Source organism: Nostoc edaphicum CCNP1411 (assembly GCF_014023275.1).
Taxonomy (GTDB): Bacteria; Cyanobacteriota; Cyanobacteriia; order Cyanobacteriales; family Nostocaceae; genus Nostoc; species Nostoc edaphicum_A.
In genome coordinates this window covers 3,091,773-3,111,013 of the sequence record NZ_CP054698.1, presented here as the reverse complement: position 1 = coordinate 3,111,013, position 19,241 = coordinate 3,091,773, and the positions used below count along the sequence as shown (strand labels likewise).

The 19,241-nt window shown below is 41.5% G+C and carries 16 protein-coding genes; 5 read left to right on the top strand and 11 right to left on the bottom strand.

What is annotated here, in order from left to right:
• Positions 1 to 291: 291 nt before the first annotated feature.
• The 5 genes from HUN01_RS15465 to HUN01_RS15445 form a co-directional block, all read right to left on the bottom strand.
• Positions 292 to 894, bottom strand: a complete 603-nt coding sequence (locus HUN01_RS15465) for a DUF4231 domain-containing protein (protein ID WP_181932011.1) — start codon at positions 892 to 894, stop codon at positions 292 to 294.
• 3 nt (positions 895 to 897) lie between these two features.
• Positions 898 to 1,650, bottom strand: coding sequence for a hypothetical protein (locus HUN01_RS15460; RefSeq protein WP_181932010.1), 753 nt, complete (start codon positions 1,648 to 1,650; stop codon positions 898 to 900).
• Positions 1,651 to 2,036: 386 nt separating this feature from the next.
• The gene (locus tag HUN01_RS15455) at positions 2,037 to 3,080 is read right to left on the bottom strand and encodes an AI-2E family transporter (protein WP_420832812.1); all 1,044 of its coding nucleotides are present in this window, start codon (positions 3,078 to 3,080) and stop codon (positions 2,037 to 2,039) included.
• Positions 3,081 to 3,280: 200 nt separating this feature from the next.
• Positions 3,281 to 3,715, bottom strand: a complete 435-nt coding sequence (locus HUN01_RS15450; RefSeq protein WP_181932008.1) for an NUDIX hydrolase — start codon at positions 3,713 to 3,715, stop codon at positions 3,281 to 3,283.
• A gap of 22 nt (positions 3,716 to 3,737) precedes the next feature.
• On the bottom strand, positions 3,738 to 4,157 hold the full coding sequence (locus HUN01_RS15445) for a hypothetical protein (protein ID WP_238846275.1): 420 nt from the start codon (positions 4,155 to 4,157) through the stop codon (positions 3,738 to 3,740).
• 327 nt (positions 4,158 to 4,484) lie between these two features.
• Between HUN01_RS15445 and folD the strand changes: the two genes are divergently transcribed.
• From folD to HUN01_RS15430, 3 genes are all read left to right on the top strand, one after another.
• Positions 4,485 to 5,372, top strand: a complete 888-nt coding sequence (folD, locus tag HUN01_RS15440) for a bifunctional methylenetetrahydrofolate dehydrogenase/methenyltetrahydrofolate cyclohydrolase FolD (RefSeq protein WP_181932006.1) — start codon at positions 4,485 to 4,487, stop codon at positions 5,370 to 5,372.
• A 146-nt stretch (positions 5,373 to 5,518) separates the two neighbouring features.
• The gene (crtE, locus tag HUN01_RS15435; RefSeq protein WP_181932005.1) at positions 5,519 to 6,451 is read left to right on the top strand and encodes a geranylgeranyl diphosphate synthase CrtE; all 933 of its coding nucleotides are present in this window, start codon (positions 5,519 to 5,521) and stop codon (positions 6,449 to 6,451) included.
• 285 nt (positions 6,452 to 6,736) lie between these two features.
• Entirely contained in the window at positions 6,737 to 7,192 is a 456-nt protein-coding gene (locus HUN01_RS15430) for a divergent PAP2 family protein (RefSeq protein ID WP_181932004.1), read from the top strand.
• A 65-nt stretch (positions 7,193 to 7,257) separates the two neighbouring features.
• Here the strand turns inward: HUN01_RS15430 and HUN01_RS15425 are convergent, their stop codons facing one another.
• The 6 genes from HUN01_RS15425 to HUN01_RS15400 form a co-directional block, all read right to left on the bottom strand.
• Positions 7,258 to 7,959, bottom strand: a complete 702-nt coding sequence (locus tag HUN01_RS15425; RefSeq protein WP_181932003.1) for a hypothetical protein — start codon at positions 7,957 to 7,959, stop codon at positions 7,258 to 7,260.
• Positions 7,960 to 8,193: 234 nt separating this feature from the next.
• Entirely contained in the window at positions 8,194 to 8,523 is a 330-nt protein-coding gene (locus HUN01_RS15420; RefSeq protein WP_181932002.1) for an MgPME-cyclase complex family protein, read from the bottom strand.
• 63 nt (positions 8,524 to 8,586) lie between these two features.
• Entirely contained in the window at positions 8,587 to 9,306 is a 720-nt protein-coding gene (locus HUN01_RS15415) for a nuclear transport factor 2 family protein (protein ID WP_181932001.1), read from the bottom strand.
• 215 nt (positions 9,307 to 9,521) lie between these two features.
• Positions 9,522 to 10,247, bottom strand: a complete 726-nt coding sequence (locus HUN01_RS15410) for a pyridoxine 5'-phosphate synthase (protein WP_181932000.1) — start codon at positions 10,245 to 10,247, stop codon at positions 9,522 to 9,524.
• Between the two features lie 120 nt (positions 10,248 to 10,367).
• Positions 10,368 to 10,610 carry a hypothetical protein gene (locus HUN01_RS15405; protein ID WP_181931999.1) on the bottom strand — a complete coding sequence of 81 codons (243 nt, stop codon included), beginning with the start codon at positions 10,608 to 10,610 and terminating at the stop codon, positions 10,368 to 10,370.
• Complete coding sequence (locus HUN01_RS15400; protein WP_181931998.1) at positions 10,594 to 10,869, bottom strand: BrnT family toxin; 276 nt, start codon at positions 10,867 to 10,869, stop codon at positions 10,594 to 10,596. Before HUN01_RS15400 ends, HUN01_RS15405 begins: the two co-directional genes overlap by 17 nt.
• Before the next feature lie 222 nt (positions 10,870 to 11,091).
• Here HUN01_RS15400 and HUN01_RS15395 point away from each other — a divergent pair, with 222 nt between their 5' ends.
• Together HUN01_RS15395 and HUN01_RS15390 are read left to right on the top strand one after the other, a co-directional pair.
• Positions 11,092 to 17,046: a trifunctional serine/threonine-protein kinase/ATP-binding protein/sensor histidine kinase gene (locus HUN01_RS15395; RefSeq protein ID WP_181931997.1), complete on the top strand. Its 5,955-nt coding sequence runs from the start codon at positions 11,092 to 11,094 to the stop codon at positions 17,044 to 17,046.
• A 180-nt stretch (positions 17,047 to 17,226) separates the two neighbouring features.
• Positions 17,227 to 19,149: a sensor histidine kinase gene (locus HUN01_RS15390; protein ID WP_238846272.1), complete on the top strand. Its 1,923-nt coding sequence runs from the start codon at positions 17,227 to 17,229 to the stop codon at positions 19,147 to 19,149.
• Positions 19,150 to 19,241: the final 92 nt, after the last annotated feature.

Genomic DNA, 19,241 nt, shown 5'->3' with positions numbered 1-19,241 from the left:
ACTTTAACTCATATTTCCCCATTTCTATCTAGCAATGGGGATTTTTTTCAAAAGCTACCAACATAGAATTCAAATGAAATGTTTATCTGTCTTAAGGAGGAATAATATAAAGTCGATAAATAATAAAAACTTAAGTAGCCCGATTACCCTACCGGACTTTAGTTCTAACTCTCCTCATGTTTTTATCTAACGGGGGAGAGTTTATTTAATCGATTTGATTAAGAAGAATTCAGAATTCAGGAGTCAGAATTCAGTATGAATGTAAAGTATTCACAAATTCTGAATAATATTTTATTCTTCCTCTTTCTTCTCTTCCAAATTGATTATCTTTGTATTTTGCAGAGTGATATGGCCTTCCTGATTCTGTTTTTTTTCTTTATTTTCTTGTACAACTTGAGTGGCATATATTTCCACATCTCGCTGAATAATATCTTCTACATGACCTGCGAACAGATTAAAAGCTTGTTCGTGGCTTGTATAATTACAATAAGGGCCTGTCAACTGCGAGAATTGCCACCCTTGGGTTTTCAAAGATTCGACTGTACGGCGATAGTGTCGCCAGCGTTCTCCATAGTGAAAAAACTCTTCAATGGCAGCACTAATAGCAACTATTTGGCTCAAACCAAAAGTTGACCAGATAATGATATCCCTTTTAGGAGTGGTGTTAATGTTTAGACTTACCAATGCTGGGAGAATTACACCACCGATAATAGTTGTGATCCGCAAATAATAATGGCGATCGCGCGATGAATTCGCCTTAGCTTCCATCCAGAGTACTTGGTCTAACCAGCGCGATCGCAAAAAATGTTTTTGCACATCGCCTAAGTTCATCCCTGCAAATAACTTGTTAAAATCTTCCTTTAAAAATTCCTGATAACTATCTTTTTTTCCCATTATTTACTCCTCATTAGAAAGTAACCCCTTAATTACTTTGCCTAAATTCTCAACTCCCTTCTCTATGTCGCTTAAGTCGATGTATTGTAATGTACCAGATTTAGCCAGCTTTTTAGCTCGTTCATCAGTAGCCTTTCCACGCAAGGCATCTGCAAGTATATCTGCGGTTCTACCACTACCAGCAATCACAATAACTAACCTGCCAGTATTAACACTAGAAAGCGCATCCTTAAAGGTAATTTCACCACCGTTCAGCAGTACTGTTACCGAAGGTGCACCATTGGCTAGCACAGTTGCAACGTGAGATATCCAAGGAGACTCGTCGCCCCAATTCTTCCCAGGAACTAGCACAAAATGAGTGTGGTTTGGCTCTAAGGGTGTCAAATCAGCAGCCGTTTCTGAATGATTAGGTAAAGCCACTTTGCTTTCGGGTGTCACACCAACCAAGGCAAACTTAGCACCTATCTGAATACGAGCCTTACCCATCATTCGCATGATTCCTACATCCGTACCCCCATCCACAACGTAAGCCCCCAAAGTTTCGGCGATGGGGGCTAAAACTTCCACAAACAACCTTTGAATGCGGAGAAAGTCAGCTTCACTGATGTTACTTGCACCGCCTACTACTACTAAAACAGGACGCGAACCACCAAGCCCTATTTCCACAAGAGCATTTGCCAATTCTGCTTGCTGCTCAACTTGAGTAGCTAATGCTGTTTGCCCATTGTCAAAGGTAAGCTTTAAACAACTTTTCATTTTTTCAAAATACTGACTGCTTTGGTTTCCCAGCGTAGTGCTTCGCAGTCATTTTCTGCAAGTGTTGTATTCCATTCTCACCTGAAGGATAAGGAATTTTATGATGCTTTTGTAGGAGTTGATCGTTGATTAATGTGCTACTAGATTTCCTCTTATATGTAAATGGCGATGACTGCTGTGGTAACAGAGCTTTGTCATTTGCGTAGTATCTCGTAGAGAAGTGCAGACTATACTTACACTCAAGTTTTTTACGATTATTTTGCTTGCTAGAAAATTTTTGATGCACAAAGTAATAGCTTCTTGTTTGTTAGCATCATAAATTATGATTTTGCATTTTATTTATGGGCAAGATCACCAGTTTTTAAGTTAATCTGAATGATTGGATTTTAACTATAAGTCCCTGCTCTATCACTTATTACCGCAATAGGTTCTGACTCTATATCATCTATCTTATTAAACTCTCCAGCCCGCCAGCTATCTGTTGTATCCTTGATAAAACTGGCAATAGGGATTGCAATTAACAAACCCAGCACTCCTCCCAACTTTGCCCCCAGCAATAAAGAAATCACCACCCACACAGGATTTAAACCAGTCAAATTGCTGAGAATTCGAGGTGCAATAATATTAGAATTAACTTGGTCAATGGCAACAGCTATACCTAAGACTTCTACTCCTAACCAAAAATTTTGCAGGGCTACCAACAAACTTACGATGGCGATACCGACTCCAGTACCAAAGGGGAAGAGTGAAAACAAGCCAATACCAATGCCAAAAAGTAGAGCTAAGGGAACTTGCAACGCCAAAAATACCAGTGTAATTGTCACCCCTAATACAGCTCCCAATGTTGCTTGACCGATGAAGTAATTATGGAAATCCTCTCGCAGTAATTCCCGCACTCTTAACCCAATGTTATGGGGAAACCACTGAAAAATTCCGTCCCAAAGACGCTCACCATTCAATGTTAGGTAGATAGTCAGCACTACCGCTAGTAGCACGTTGAGGACAATACCAATGGTATCGACGGCAAAACCAAGAATTCTACCAGTGAAGGACTGAAGTTGGTTAGATAATCGTTCTAGAACTTGGGTAAATAAACCACTCAAATTAATAGGAAGTTGCTGTTGACTTAACGCCCAATCTTGAAAAGTTTGCAGCTGTTGAGTACCAGAATCAATCCAACTGGGCAAAATATTAGCCAGTTCCACGAGTTGTTGAATAATTAGGGGAACCAAGGTGATGCCTAGAGCTACTAAAATCACCAGAGTCAAAAGCAACACTCCCCCGATAGCTAAGTTGCGTTTCACCCCTTGTTCCTGAAGAAACTGGATTGGATAATTCAGTACAAAAGCCAGTAGGATGGCGGCGGCAATAATGCTAACCAAGGGTTGAAAATACTGTACAACCTGGATTAATAGCCAGCCGTTGAGAATGGCAACGGGAAATGCCAATCCTATAGTTAACCATCGCGGCAGTTTGTTTGTTGATTGCATTTAGTGATGATCCTATAAGAGTTCTAACTTTATTTTGGCTTTTTGGGAGTGGGGAATGGGGGAAGCAGTGGGCAAGGGGGACAAGGGAGAATTATTGAATAAGTCTCTACCTTGTCTCTTCTCCATGCCCCATGCCCAAATTATGTTGGATTTTTCTCAATAAAATCCAACATAATTTTTTGATGCATGTCCCCTAAAGGTCGGACTTCGCCAGCATTTTGTGAATAACAGTTACCTTGGCGAATATCTTCTGGCGTAAATAACCCCATATCCCAGCCCTCATTCAGAACTAGTTGATTTAATTCCACTAAGAGTGGTGCATGAAAGACATGACGAACAACTCTTTCGTTGGAATAACAACCAAATTCAACGAATGGTGGTAATATATAGCCGATTTCTTCTAAAATTTCTCGCTTTACTGCTACATCTGGCGTTTCACCAGGTTCGATGTGACCGCCAAACAGTGCCCAATAACCAGGGTAGAGAATACCGGGGATGTTGTCGCGCAGTTGCATGAGAAACTTGTTTTTCTGGTAGAGAATTGCGATCGCTACATGCACCTGTTGATTGTTCATAAGTTCATTTTTAATTACTGAGTTACTCTTCTTCTAAATAAACTTCCCCCAATTCTTTGCCAGCTAAGGGAATACTCCGGTAGCGAACTGTACCCTTAATCACCACTTGTGCGCCCTCACCCAGGTTCTTTTGATTGGTGACAACCCAAATTTTGCCAGTTGAGTCATTAATTTTATAAGCCCACTGTTTCATCATGGGAGCTTGCTTTTCTACCTGACCTTGGATGTAAACTATAGCCTGATTGTCTTGTTTTGGTTTAATTTCTCCAATTGGGGTGACATTTGTCCCAATTTTTAAGCCATTCCCACTCAAGCCAGACGATGTCAAGTTACCACAACTACAAAGCCCCGCTGCTAGGAAAAAAGTCAACCCCAGTCGGTAAGGAACAATACTGTGCCGACGATACAAGAACGAAAGGGACAAATTTCTTGTTTGTTGCATGAAAGCTACCGATTTATTTATTTTGGGCATTAGACATAGAAAAGAGACAAGGCAGACAAGGAAGAGGGCAAAGACAAAGAACAAAAGATACTTATTCAATAATTCCTCCTTGTCCCCCATGTCCCTCTAATCTCTCCATTTTGTGCTCCCCAATTCTTTATTCTTCAGATGATGTCGTTGATCTGAGAAAATAAATATTATGAATTTACTGTGAGAGAAACTCTACGACATCAAACAGCAACACAATAATAGTCGAAAGTCAAGATTCAATAATCAATACTTTCACTTTTGACTTTGGACAAAAAGCGAACATAGCTGGGAATTTTCATGGAAACAAAAACTGCCAAACTCCTTGATGGTAAAGCTTTAGCTGCAAAAATTCAGCAAGAACTTTCTGTTGCCATTACACAATTACAACCAAAAATTGGACGACCCCCTGGTTTAGCAGTGTTGATGGTTGGTGATAACCCAGCGTCAGCCGCCTATGTACGCAATAAAGAAAAAGCCTGCGCTAAAGTTGGTATCGCTTCTTTTGGCAAACATTTTCCTGCCCAAACTACTTTGGAGGAGTTAGAAGAGGTAATTGCCGCCCTCAACCACGATGAACGGGTGGATGGCATTCTTGTACAGTTGCCTTTACCTGACCACTTGGATGCTGTGGCTCTGCTGCATCAAATCGATCCCGATAAAGATGCTGACGGACTGCACCCAGTGAACTTGGGGCGACTAGTACGGGGAGAAACTGGTTTACGCAGCTGCACCCCGGCTGGTGTGATGCGCCTTTTACAAGAATATGAAATTCCTTTGCAGGGAAAAAATGCAGTAGTTGTGGGACGCAGTATTTTGGTGGGTAAACCTATGGCGTTGATGCTACTAGAAGCTGATGCCACAGTTACCATCGCTCACTCGCGATCGCATGACCTCAAAAGCATCACCCAAAATGCTGATATTCTAATTGCAGCAGTAGGTCGTCCCGGACTGATCTCTGCTGATATGGTGAAACCAGGCGCTGTTGTGGTAGATGTGGGAATGAACCGCGTCACCGATGCTAGTGGCAAAAGTCGCCTCATTGGCGATGTCCACTTTGAATCAACCGCTGGTGTAGCAGGATTTATCACCCCCGTTCCTGGTGGTGTTGGCCCTATGACTGTCGCCATATTGTTGCAAAATACATTGGACAGCTATTCCAGAGCGGCAAGAAAAGAAAAAGAGTGATGAGTTAAAAGTTAAGAGTTATTAATTTCTAACTGCTAACTCTTAATTCCTAACTCCTAACTCCTAACTCTTCATTTTTTTCAGCCCCACAGCACCTTAAAATTGTGACGTATAAGACAAAATCCCAAAGTGTCAGGAATGAAAGAATGGTAGCAACTGATAACGTTCAAAAGACACCACCAGAGGAAGCCACGTTTAACTTAGCAGCTTATCTAAAAGAGCGGCAAAAGCTTTGTGATAATGCTTTGGATCAGGCTATCCCCATCATTTATCCAGAAAAGATTTATGAGGCGATGCGCTACTCGTTATTAGCTGGAGGCAAGCGTGTACGTCCCATTCTTTGCCTTGCTACCTGTGAAATGATGGGTGGAAGTATTGAGATGGCTATGCCAACGGCTTGTGCAGTGGAGATGATCCACACAATGTCGTTGATTCATGACGACCTCCCAGCGATGGATAATGACGATTATCGTCGTGGGAAGCTGACGAATCATAAAGTCTATGGCGAAGATGTGGCGATTTTAGCTGGGGATGGCTTGTTGGCTCTCGCTTTTGAGTTTGTTGCCCTTCAAACCCCCCAAAGTGTTCCCAGAGAGCTAGTCTTACAGGTAGTTGTCCGTCTTGGTCGGGCGCTGGGAGCGGCTGGTTTGGTCGGCGGTCAAGTTGTCGATTTAGAGTCAGAGGGGAAATCAGATATTTCCTTAGAAACGCTAAATTTCATTCATCAACACAAAACGGCTGCCCTTTTGGAAGCTTCTGTAGTTTGTGGCGGGATCATTACTGGGGCATCACCTGAAGATGTGCAGCGATTGACCCGTTATGCTCAAAATATTGGGCTAGCATTCCAAATCATAGATGATATTCTGGATATCACTTCTACCCAAGAGGAATTAGGTAAAACTGCTGGCAAAGACCAAAAAGCCAAGAAAGTGACCTATCCCAGCCTTTGGGGACTTGATGAATCGCGATCAATTGCCCAAGAGCTAGTTAAAGCAGCTTGTGCGGAATTAGAACCATTTGGGGAGAGAGCCAAATCACTCCAAGCGATCGCTCATTTTATTGTCAGCCGCAATAACTAGTAACGCTTTTGGTAATTCGTAATTCGTAATTTCCATACCGCAAGCGTTTCATTGATTTGCAATGGGTGGTTATATTGAGTCCATGCTTTACTACACCGCCCTGCGGAATTCAAACTTTACTCATTCAAAATTCAAAAAGCTTATCATCTAAGCTTTTTGGTGATTTTGAATAATTGGTCTGTTTCCGTCGTAATGTACTTAGGTTAATTTTGGATTTTGGGTTGAATCTAAATGTTTCCTCAACCGACAACTGCTGCTAATATTTACTAACCTAACCAAAATACCATGCAGGACATAGGCAACATTTTAGACAACCGGGTGCTGCTGGTTGCTCTGGTAGCTTGTTTAATTGCTCAAGCATTAAAGCTCGTAGTCGAGATCATCAAACATCGCAAACTTAATATACGTGTTTTGGTAACAACAGGAGGTATGCCCAGTGCCCATTCAGCTTTAGTTACAGCTTTAGCTGCTGGTGTAGGGCAAACACTAGGTTGGGCATCTCCTGATTTTGCCGTTGCGATCGTTTTTGCCATTATCGTCATGTATGATGCAGCCGGAGTACGCCAAGCAGCCGGTAAGCAAGCTCGTATTCTCAATCAAATGATTGATGAATTATTTCATGAAAAACCAGACTTTAGCCAAGACCGTCTCAAGGAATTACTCGGACACACACCAGTTCAGGTAATCGCTGGGTCGGCTTTGGGTATAACCATCTATTGGTTAGCTAGGTCTGCTTATTAGTCAATAGTCTACAGTCTATTAACCAATGACTAATGACTAATGACTAATGACTAATGACTAATAGACTACAATCGCACAGTTGAGCGCAGCAGAATCACCTTACGACTATCTACGATGCTGGCAACGAAACCGCCATTGTTCAGCTTTTGTAATGTGTTGTATGCTTCACTTTGGTTAGTGGTATAAACTGCTAGTAAGTAGGGGCGTTGTCCATAAGAAACAAAACCTACGTTACCTCCTACCGCTTGCTGCACACTATTTACTAGTTCTGGACGATTGTAATAATCTACCAGCACTGCATAACCCTCTCCTAATGCTTGAGGATTATAGCTGACTGTCTGCTGAGGTGACTGTAGCTGTTGCTGTGGTTGTCGCTGTGGCTGTGGTTGTGATTGTGGCTGGACATCTGCCGCTGTTGGTCGAGTGGTAATTATGGCAGACAAGCCAACAATATTGCTGACATATCTCGCCCAACGATTAGCATCATCAATTTTGTTAAAGCCCCCTACTCGCGTCACAGTTTCGTTGAGATATTGACAGGTGATGGTCTTAAGTTCAGGTGGTAAGGCACTACGCAACTGCTTTTGATTATTTGCTGTGGGACTTACTACTAATAAAAGATACTCACCCGCATTTGGTGGTTGACAGAGGGGAATTGCTTGTTGGGCAAAGACAGAACTCATCCCACCAATCAGCCCTGCGTAAGCGAAGCTCGCCGTAGATATCGCTAGTCCTAAAACACTTGGTAAAGTCTGAAATCTATGCACAAAAGTTAGATTATGTAAATCAAGGTGTCTTAGAAGATTTTATAAGAAAAAAGCTGAAAACCCAGCTACTTCAGTATGTAGATAAAAAGAGTGTCAAAAAATATATTTTGTTACTCACAAATAAAATTGGGACTGGGGACTGGGGAGATGAGGGGAATGAGGGGGAATATTGAATAAGTCTCTTCCTTGTCTACCATGCCCCATGCCCAATGCCCCATGCCCAATTCCCAATTTCTAAGATACGGTGGCAAGCGATGCCAATGCATCGGGTATTGCTTCAGAAGGAGCCTGGAATTCACCAGTGATGACGTACTCTAAACGCAGTTTTAACCAAGTAATAAATTGGGCATTTGTAGAAATAATTGCTACTGCTGGTTGGGGACACTTCGCCTTTAGCTCTGCAAACTGCGGTGTTTCCAAGAAAGCTGGTTGCTCAACTAACCAAAAATCTATTTGTTTTTCTTGTTCGTGATAGTGACGAGTGCGTTCTTTGATAACTTCGTGTATCGGTTCTTCTTCGAGAAGAAAACGTTGACTGGCCAAAACGTAATGGTATGTTTGCATTTTCATCCTTTGGTTGCTATGTGAATAATTTAAGGGTACAGTGCTGCACTGTACCCTTACAAACTAACTTTTGTTGGATTTCTTGAACCAAGAACTGAACGGACAAGCACTTTTCTCGTTGTCAGCATTTGTCTGTTTGCCACCAGATGTTAACTTTTCCAAGAACAGATTATTGTCAAAGTAGTGTTCTAAGAAAACAACCTTCAAGTCATCGGTAACTTTTGCAATGCTCATGCCGATAATTTCTACTGTCTCTCCAGTAGGTGCATAGTCTTTGTATTCTCCTTTAAAATGTCCCCAATGCCGCCATTTGAATGTGACATTTGGTGGCCCTGAGTAAACTTCCAATACTTCCCAAGGAAATCCTTGGGGAAATGTTGTGTGGAAGAGTTTTGCGGATGATTCAAAGCTTTCTTCTGAAGCTTTGTAATGCTCTGAATCAGTCATAAATAGATTGTAAGTACCTTGGGCTGATAAATCTGCTGCGGTGTACTCGACTCCACCATTGGTACTCACACGAAACTGTTCATTAACAATAGACAACCACTCTTGTGGGTTAGCTTTGAAGGACACCTCCATCTCGAAGGTTCGCACCAAGTTTTGTACGATCGCTTCCAGTGTACCTTCAAGGTGATTGTAGATACTTTCTTTAGCGAGATTCTCTTTTGAGCGGGAATAATCAGGCGGTGTCTGATAGCGCCACTCGACATCAGTGCTTTCTGCTATCACCTTATCTCTATCCTGTACCCAAAGTGGTAGGTTGTTAGATTCTGTTGCGCTCATAGAAGTTTTTGCTGAAGATTTGATCCCAATTTCTAGATTTCGCAGTGACAACCCTCTGTGGGGATTGGGGATTAGGGATTGGGGACTGGAGGCAGGGGGAGCAGGGGAAGCAGGGGGAGATGAGGGGGATAAGGGAGAATTATTGAACAAGTTTCTTCCTTGTCTCCCCCTCTTCCTTGTCTTTTTCCAATGCCCAATGCCCAATGCCCCATTCCCTATTCCCTATTCCCTTTTATAGCTTGTTTCATCTCGCGGACTGCCCTTTCTATACCTACTAATGCTGCCCGACTGATGATGGTATGACCAATGTTCAGTTCTTCCATGCCGGGAAGCGCAGCTACCGGATAGACGTTCCAGTAAGTGAGTCCATGCCCAGCGTTGACTCGCAATCCAGCTTGAAGCGCTTGTTCACACCCTTTAGCTAATATGGCTAATTCTCGATGGCGATTTGCTTCGTCCTTAGCCTCAGCGTATTGTCCGGTGTGCAATTCAATAAACTGCGCTTGCACCTTGATAGATGCTTCTATTTGTGCTGGTTCAGCATCGATAAATAAACTAACTGGAATGCTAGCGCTTTGCAATTTATCGACTATCTCACCTATTCTAGCAATTTGGAGGGTAATATCTAGTCCGCCTTCTGTTGTGACTTCTTCGCGCTTTTCGGGGACTAAAGTCACGTAATCTGGTTTGATATCGAGAGCGATCGCTAGCATTTCATCTGTAGCGGCCATTTCTAAATTAAGATGCGATCGCACTGTTTGCCGCAATATACGCACATCCCTATCTTGGATATGCCGCCGATCTTCGCGCAGATGCACCGTAATCCCATCAGCACCCGCTAATTCTGCCAGCACCGCAGCTGCCACGGGATCTGGTTCCACCGTCCGCCGTGCTTGCCGGATAGTGGCGATGTGGTCAATGTTAACACCAAGTGTAGGCACCCCTAATTTCTCCCAAATCCACAGTCCTCAGAACTTGATTTTACCGGAAATAGCGGGAGTTTTGCTTGAGGATCTACAGACACATCACACAAGTGAAATGCAATGTCTACGAATTACGAATTACGAATTACGAATTATTGGGTTGTTAAGCTGCTGGCGTTGAGCAATTTGGATTAATAATCGCAATGCCTCATTCACGGATGCATCCGTCGGAAAAGCTTGGGCAACATCAGGCTCTAGAAGGACTAAATTTGTCCCGGCTCGGTATCGCTCAACATACTTACCTTTTACACCTTTTGCCATCTTCGAGAAGTCGTATTCAGGACGTAGTTCGTCTTCTAGCTCGTCAATTTCCTTCTTCATAAAACCTCCTTTCTTGGCGGGTGGCTTTTCTAGCACTGATGATTCGAGTGCAATTTTCTCGGTCAGTGTGGGAGACAACCAATAAGTTACCTGACCCAGACATTCCAATAATAATGTAGCGGTTTTCCCCAATCGAATGATCAGGGTCAGGAAATGTCACAGATAAGGAGTCCTCAAATACGGTCGTGGCTTCTGGGAAAGAGACATCATGCTTTTTCAGGTTGATAACAGCTTTATCTGGGTTCCACTCAAATTCCATGCCAAAAATTTCATTGCCAATGCGCCCAGCAGTTTAGCACGTTACCAATTTTACCGGAAATAGCGGGAGTTTTGCTTGAGAAACTCAAGACACATCACACAGGTTAAATGCGATGTTTACGATTGGCTACGCCTACGCTCAAAAGAAAACTGAGTTAGAAAAAGCTGGTTTTTGGGCAGACTACTTTAAATAAATAGCTGATTTCACAAGAGTTGATCAAGTATGAATACAGCAGTTGAACCGATGGACAAGCTTTTGAACTACCGAATTAGCGAACAACTTTATGCAGGTTCTAGAACCTTAGTTTATCGTGCAATTCGAGAGGCTGATCAACTTCCAGTTGTCATCAAACTGCTTCAGCAGGAGTATCCCACCTTCAATGAACTGTTGCTGTTCCGTAATCAGTATACGATCGCTAAAAATCTTGACTTACCCGGTATTGTTCATCCCTACAGTCTAGAACCTTACGGCAACAGCTATGCTTTGGTGATGGAAGATTTTGGTGGTATTTCCCTCAGAGATTGGATGAACCAAAAAATAGGGAGCAACCAATATACTCTGACAGAGTTCTTGGAAATTGCGATCGCTCTGAGTAATATTCTTGATGGACTCTATCGCCATCGGATTATCCACAAAGACATCAAACCTGCCAACATCCTGATTAACCCGGAAACTAAGCAAGTTAAGTTGATTGACTTTAGTATTGCCTCTCTTTTACCTAGAGAAACCCAGGAAATTCACAGTCCTAATGTCTTAGAAGGTACTCTCGCCTACCTTTCCCCGGAACAAACCGGGCGGATGAATCGCGGAATTGACTATCGCAGTGATTACTACTCCCTTGGTATCACTTTCTATGAACTACTTACCGGGGAGCTACCCTTCCAGTCTAATGATCCGATGGAGTTGGTTCACTGTCATATTGCCAAGCAACCGGAACGTTTGGTAGGCAGGGGGCAGGGGGCAGGGGGCAAGGGGGAAGAGGAGATTCCCGAAGTTATTTGTGACATTGTAATGAAATTGATGGCGAAAAATGCTGAAGACCGCTATCAGAGTGCATTAGGACTAAAGTATGATTTAGAACAATGTTTAGAGCAACTGGAAAACACGGGTAGAATTGAGAGTTTTCCAATTGCACAAAGGGATATTTGCGATCGCTTCATCATCCCAGAAAAACTCTACGGTCGCCAAGCCGAAGTTGAAAGCTTACTAGATGCCTTTGAGAGAGTCAGTCAGGGAAGTACTGAAATTATTTTGGTAGCAGGCTTCTCCGGGATTGGCAAAACTGCTGTGGTGAACGAAGTCCACAAGCCAATTGTGCGGCAACGGGGTTACTTTATCAAAGGTAAATTTGACCAGTTCCAGCGCAACATCCCTTTCTCTGCTTTTGTCCAAGCTTTCCGAGACTTAATCGGGCAACTGCTGAGTGAAACTGACGCTCAATTCGAGCAGTGGAAGTGCAAAATTCTCTCTGCTTTGGGTGAGAACGGACAAGTGATGGTTGAGGTAATTCCAGAACTGGAAAGTATTATTGGTAAACAGCCTCCGGCGTCGATACTCTCTGGGAGTGCGGCACAAAATCGCTTCAATTCGCTATTTTTGAAGTTCACTCAAGTGTTCACGACAAGAGAACATCCATTAGTGATCTTTATTGATGATTTGCAATGGGCTGATTCTGCTTCTTTAAAGTTAATGCACTTGTTAATGAGCGAAGCTGATATCGGCTATCTACTGTTAATTGGTGCTTATCGAGATAACGAAGTCAACCCTGTACATCCACTGATGTTGACTTTGGAAGAAATTCAGAAATTAGGCGCTACAGTCAATACGATTACTTTATCTCCCCTGGATCAGATTTCTATTAATCATTTGGTTGCAGATACATTGAATTGTTCTGTAACATTAGCTGCACCATTAACAGAGTTAGTATTAAGTAAAACTAAAGGCAATCCTTTCTTCAGTACCCAGTTTCTCAAAGCTCTATATCAAGATCAACTAATTACATTTAACTCCCATCACTCCCCACAGGGAGGAATTCAAAGGGGATGGGAATGTGATGTTGCTCAGGTGCGATCGCTAGCTTTGACCGATGATGTAGTAGAGTTCATGGCAATTCAACTGCAAAAGTTATCAATTGAAACTCAAGCAGTCTTGAAGTTAGCGGCTTGTGTGGGAAACCAATTTGATTTGGCGGCATTAGCGATCGTCTATGAAAAATCTCAGGTGGAAACATCCGCAGATTTTTGGAAAGCTATGCAAGATGGGTTGATTATTCCTACCAATGAGGTCTACAAGTTCTATCAAGAGGAGTCAGAATTTAGAATTCAGAATTCAGAATTTATACAACCCAATTCTCCTGACTCCTGTTCTTACAAATTTCTCCATGATCGTGTTCAGCAAGCTGCCTACTCTCTAATCCCTGAATCTCAAAGAAAAGCTACTCATTTAAAAATTGGACAATTACTCTTAAACAATACATCACCATTAGAACTCGAAGGTAGTATTTTTGATATTGTTAATCAGTTAAATGAGGGAATTGACATAATTGATGAGCAATCCAAAAAATATGATCTAGCTCAACTAAATTTAATTGCTGGGAAGAAAGCTAAAGCTTCCACTGCTTATAGAGCAGCCGTTAAATATTTCACATTAGGCAGAGAATTATTAATAGAAGAAAGTTGGACTACTAACTATCAACTAACTTTTAAATTGCATCGAGAATCTGCGGAATGTGAATATTTGACTGGTAATTTTGATGATGCAGAGAGATTATTTAATTTGGTATTATATCATTGCCAAGATAAATTTGAACAAGCAGATATTTATCGAATTCAGATGCATCTGAAAATGACTCAGGGCGAAAATATAGAATCTGGCTTTGAAGCTGGGTTAAAAGGTTTGAGCATCATGGGGATGCATTTGCCAGTAACTTCTGAAGAACAACAAGCTGCCATCGAAACTAAACTTGAAGAATTAAAAGCTAAATTTAAAACGACTCGGACAGCAGATTTGTTCGATCTGCCTGAAATGACAGATCCAGAAAAGAAAGTTTGTATGGGTCTTTTAGCTGACCTTTGGGCAGCTGCTTATATGGGAGGAGATCAAAATCTTAGTTGCTTGATGCCTCTATTAATGATCAGCTTATCGTTGAAATATGGCAATGCAGAAAGCTCTGGTTTTGCTTACTGTTTATATGGAATGAGTCTGGCAAATCAAGGTAATTATCAAACTGCTTATGAGTTCGGTACACTAGCATTAAAAGTTGATCGCTATTTTAATAGTACTCAGTTTATCCCTAAGACTAATAATATCTTTGCACACACAACTAATCCCTATAATCAGCATTTAAAAACGAATTTACCAATTTCTCAACAATCATTCCAAGTCTGTCAAGAAACTGGAAATTTGGTGTTCGGGGTTTGGGCAGTTTCGTTCCTCATTTGGGCAATGTTAATTAAAGGCGATCGCCTCTCTGATGTCTACACGGAAACTGAGAAATATTTGGGCTATGTACAACAGGTAAATGATACTAATATGCTGTATGCATTTACTTTACAACGGCAGTTTTTATTGAACTTACAAGATATATCTAAAAACACCGATTTATTAGATAATCACAATGGCGAAGATATTCCCTATATAGAAGTTTGGCGACAGAAGAATAACTTTGAGCATGGAATTAATTGGTACTGCTTTCTCAAAATCCAATTATCATATCTTTATGGCCGCTACGCAGATGCAGTGAAAGCAGCAGAAGAAGCTGATAAAACCCTTGCTTCTAACTCTGGCTTTTTCCCAATTATTCAATATCATTTCTATTATCCACTCAGTTTGATAGCCCTCTATCCCAATGCGACATTAGAGAAGAAAAAGCAATATTGGGAAATTATCCGAGAGCATCAACAAATTCAAAAAACCTGGGCGAATAATTGCCCAACAAACTTTCTGCATCGCCATCTATTATTATCTGCGGAAATAGCAAGAATTTCTGGTAAGTATATGGATGCAATCGAGTCATACGATCGCGCCATTGCTAAAGCTAAAGAAAACGAATATGTCAATGAAGAAGCTCTCGCCAACGAACTCGCAGCCAAGTTTTATTTAGAATGGGGTAAAGAACGCATTGCACAAGAGTATTTGATTAATGCTTATTATTGCTACACCCACTGGGGCGCTAAAGCTAAAGTCGATGATTTAGAACAGCATTATCCAAAATTGCTAGCTCCTATTTTACAACAGACGCGTTCACGAAGTGACTCTGAAAAAGTATCGCCACTCACACACAATGAGACGATCGCAAATATTGACAGCATTGCTACCTTCCACCCAAGTATTAGCAAATCAATAACTTCTAGCAGCAGTGCATCAGTGATGCTAGATTTGGCAACAGTTATCAAAGCATCTCAGACTCTCTCTAGTGAAATCGAACTGGATAAATTACTTACTAAGCTGTTGCAAGTTGTGATTGAAAATGCTGGAGCAGATAAGTGTGTTTTACTACTACTTAAAGAAGATAGATTGGTAATTGAGGCTACTACTGAAATTGGGCAGCAATCAACCGTGCTACAGTCCATTTTTGTGGAAGATAGCGCAGAGGTTCCCCATAGCCTGATTTACGCCGTCAAACGCAGCCTACAAACTAGCGTCATCTTTAATACAACATTGTCTTCGGCGCTGATAGCTGATCCTTATATCATTCATCACCAACCCAAAAGCTTGCTGTGTATGCCGATTTTGTATCAAGGCAAACTGTTGGGGATTTTGTATTTAGAAAACAATCTTACCACTGGGGCGTTTACTAGCGATCGCGTCGAAGTTCTCAATCTGTTATGCACTCAAGCTGCAATCTCCCTAGAAAACGCCCGACTTTATCAACAAGCACAAGATACTTCAGAAAACCTGAGACAGACTGAACAATTCTTGCGGTTAATTATGGACAATATTCCCCAGTCTGTTTTCTGGAAAGACCGCAATAGTGTTTATTTAGGCTGTAACCAGAAATTTGCTGAAATTTCGGGTGTAGGAGTGCCAGAAAATGTTATTGATAAAACAGACTACGATCTCTCTTGGACTCGTGAAGAATCAGATTGGTATGTAGAGTACGATCGCCAAGTTATGGAGTCTGGACAAGCTCAACTCAATATTATCGAAACAGTCCTGCAAGCAGACGGAAAACAAATCTGGTCGAATACAAATAAAATTCCTCTAAAAGATCGAGAAGGAAACGTTTTTGGCATCCTTGGCACGTGTGAAGACATCACTGCACCTCAACAAGCACAACAATTATTGCAACAGCAAAAGCAACAATTAGAACAAGCGTTGCAAGAACTCCAAACAATGCAATTGCAATTGGTGCAAGGTGAAAAAATGTCTGCCCTTGGTAATTTGGTAGCAGGTGTTGCCCATGAAATTAACAATCCTGTTGGCTTTATTGCTGGCAATTTAGAACCAGCTAAAGATTATATCAAAGACTTGTTTGCACTAATTAAGCTTTATCAACAGAAATTTCCTAATCCCGGCTCAGAAATTGAAGATGAAATTGATGCTATTGACCTAAATTATTTACTTGAAGATTTACCTAAATTGCTGGATTCGATGAAATTAGGTGTTAGCCGTATCCGCAGTATTAGTACCAGTTTACGAACCTTCTCCAGAGCAGATAAGGATTATAAAGTTCCTTTTGATATTCACGAAGGCATTGACAGCACTATTTTGATTCTTAGACATCGTTTAAAAGCTAACGAAAACCGTCCAGCAATTGATGTGGTTAAAAATTATGGCAAACTCCCCCTAGTAGAATGTTTTGCTGGACAACTTAATCAGGTGTTTATGAACTTGTTAGCAAATGCCATTGATGCACTTGAACAATACAATACGGAGCGGAGTTTAGAAGCGATTCTAGACAACCCTAATTGCATCACCATTCAAACCTGTGTAGCAGACTCAGGTAAGGATGTTTTGATTAAGATTGCTGATAATGGCGTGGGAATGTCACCAGAAGTTAAACAAAAAGTTTTTGACCATTTATTCACCACCAAACCTGTAGGACAAGGCACTGGATTGGGATTAGCGATCGCTCGTCAAATTGTCGTAGATGCACATGGCGGTTCACTCTCTTGCACTTCAGAACTTGGAAAGGGTACAGAGTTTGTCATTCAAATCTCTACTCAACAACAATGATGAGTGCTGAGTCAATACGGTTTGGTTAAGGCAAGAGACGGCGATTTATCGCGTATTTGGATCTAGAATTTTCATCAAAAAACCTTAACCGAACCGTATTGAGTGCTGAGTGATGAGTACTTTATTTAGTATAAAACACGCTACATTTTTGTTTTTTAAATTTTAACTTGGAATAAATCGATGATAATGCTTAAATTGCGAAAAGTGTGGTTGAAAATCACGTCACAATGGTATGCTCCAACCAATAAAAATTACTACTCATTGAAATGGCGATCGCGAAATTTACTATTACTATCAATTGTAGTGATTTTGTCCATTAGTATTAGTGTTACAGCTATCACTAGTTACAAGATTATTAAGGGGTTGTTGCTTAATAGTCTCAAGGAGCAAGCACTTTTAAAAACACAGCAAGGTGAGAATGATATTGATAACTGGTTAGCCATTCGCAAGACAGAAATTAAGACTTTGGCAAATTCTCCAGTGGTGCGATCGCTAGATTGGTCTGTGATGGAACCTTACTTACAATCTGAGGTGAAGCGGCTACAAACGTTTTTGCTCATGTCGTTGAGCATACCAGATGGTGCATTAATTAACACTCAGGGGGGTCGTCTAAATGTTAAAGATCGAGAATTTTTTCAGCGGAGCATAGTAGGTGAGACGATAGCCGCCGATCCAATTATTGGCCGCACAAGCAATCAGTTACAGATTCAAATTAGTTCGCCGATTCCTGCCCAAACAGGCACAAAGCCAGCAGGTGTATTAATGGGAGGTATTCCAATTAACCGAGTAGTTGAAGTGATCAGCAATTTACATCAAGGTAAAGGTAGCTATGCCTTTGCGTTGAATTCTCAAGGAGTTCCCATCGCCCATCCCAATACGGAACTAATTGGCACACCTGAAAAAGCCGCAGAGAGTTTCCTCAACTCGCCCAATCCCAGGCTGGCTGAAATTGTTCAACAAATGGTAGCTAAACGCACAAATATTGAATTTGCTCAACTAGATGGTAAATGGAGCTATGTTGCTTATACCCCCCTAAAAGAAGCAAATTGGTCAGTAGCTTTAGTTGTGCCACAAGAAAATATTGAATCACCATTGCAGGCGTTGAACCTGTTGGCTACGGTTTTGGGAGGATTGCTACTGGTTGGGTTGATTAGTGCGTGGCGACAAGTGCAACTATATGAACAGATTCGCGATCGCGCCTTGATTTCCAGCCAACAGGCTCACGAACTCAGCAAAACTTTGAAAGAATTGCAAAATACCCAAGCTCAACTCATCCACACCGAAAAAATGTCTAGCTTGGGACAAATGGTTGCTGGGGTGGCACACGAAATCAATAATCCTGCCAATTTTATTCATGCCAACCTCAACCATGCCAGTGAATACAGCGCAGGTATCCTCGATTTGCTCAAGCTTTATGAACAAACCTACCCAAATCCTACAGCCGAAATTAGCGATCGCGCCCAAGACCTTGATATTGAGTTTCTAGCAGAAGATTTACCCAAGTTAATGGCATCAATGCAAGTGGGAACCAAGCGTATTCGTGAAATTGTGCTGTCGCTGCGTAATTTCTCGCGCCTCGATGAAGCAGACATGAAATTTGTAGACATCCACGAAGGATTAGACAACGCTTTGATGATTCTGAATCATCGCCTAACAGCGACGCCTAATCAACCAAAAATTCAGATCATTAAGAAATACGGTGATTTGCCTCTAGTAGAATGCTATGCAGGGCAACTCAATCAGGTGTTTATGAATGTTCTGGTAAATGCGATCGACGCACTGGAAGAAGCCAGCCAAAAACGAAGTTTTGAGGCTCTTGAAAATAACCCTAATCAAATTAAGCTCCAAACCCAAATTGACAAATCAAGTGATTGTGCGATCGTTCAGATTTACGATAATGGGATTGGGATGTCACAGGATGTAAAACAACGGGTATTTGACCACATGTTTACCACTAAACCTGTGGGCAAAGGAATTGGATTAGGAATGGCGATCGCTTATCAAATTGTTGTAGACAAACACGCAGGAACTATTGAAGTTGATTCTACCCCAGGATGTGGGACAGAGTTTACCATCTGTATTCCTTTAATAAGTAAAAATTAAAAGTTACTGACAAAATTGAAACAGCCAAGAATTATATAAAAGATTGTTTTAGCTAATTTATACACTCATGATTAGAGGCGATATACTTTAAT

Excerpts from the sequence above, each read along its gene's own strand:
- HUN01_RS15465 (WP_181932011.1), bottom strand. The coding sequence starts at position 894 with ATGGGAAAAAAAGATAGTTATCAGGAATTTTTAAAGGAAGATTTTAAC.
- HUN01_RS15460 (WP_181932010.1), bottom strand. The coding sequence starts at position 1,650 with ATGAAAAGTTGTTTAAAGCTTACCTTTGACAATGGGCAAACAGCATTA.
- HUN01_RS15450 (WP_181932008.1), bottom strand. The coding sequence starts at position 3,715 with ATGAACAATCAACAGGTGCATGTAGCGATCGCAATTCTCTACCAGAAA.
- HUN01_RS15445 (WP_238846275.1), bottom strand. The coding sequence starts at position 4,157 with ATGCAACAAACAAGAAATTTGTCCCTTTCGTTCTTGTATCGTCGGCAC.
- folD (WP_181932006.1), top strand. The coding sequence starts at position 4,485 with ATGGAAACAAAAACTGCCAAACTCCTTGATGGTAAAGCTTTAGCTGCA.
- crtE (WP_181932005.1), top strand. The coding sequence starts at position 5,519 with ATGGTAGCAACTGATAACGTTCAAAAGACACCACCAGAGGAAGCCACG.
- HUN01_RS15430 (WP_181932004.1), top strand. The coding sequence starts at position 6,737 with ATGCAGGACATAGGCAACATTTTAGACAACCGGGTGCTGCTGGTTGCT.
- HUN01_RS15420 (WP_181932002.1), bottom strand. The coding sequence starts at position 8,523 with ATGCAAACATACCATTACGTTTTGGCCAGTCAACGTTTTCTTCTCGAA.
- HUN01_RS15415 (WP_181932001.1), bottom strand. The coding sequence starts at position 9,306 with ATGAGCGCAACAGAATCTAACAACCTACCACTTTGGGTACAGGATAGA.
- HUN01_RS15405 (WP_181931999.1), bottom strand. The coding sequence starts at position 10,610 with ATGAAGAAGGAAATTGACGAGCTAGAAGACGAACTACGTCCTGAATAC.
- HUN01_RS15400 (WP_181931998.1), bottom strand. The coding sequence starts at position 10,869 with ATGGAATTTGAGTGGAACCCAGATAAAGCTGTTATCAACCTGAAAAAG.
- HUN01_RS15395 (WP_181931997.1), top strand. The coding sequence starts at position 11,092 with ATGAATACAGCAGTTGAACCGATGGACAAGCTTTTGAACTACCGAATT.
- HUN01_RS15390 (WP_238846272.1), top strand. The coding sequence starts at position 17,227 with ATGATAATGCTTAAATTGCGAAAAGTGTGGTTGAAAATCACGTCACAA.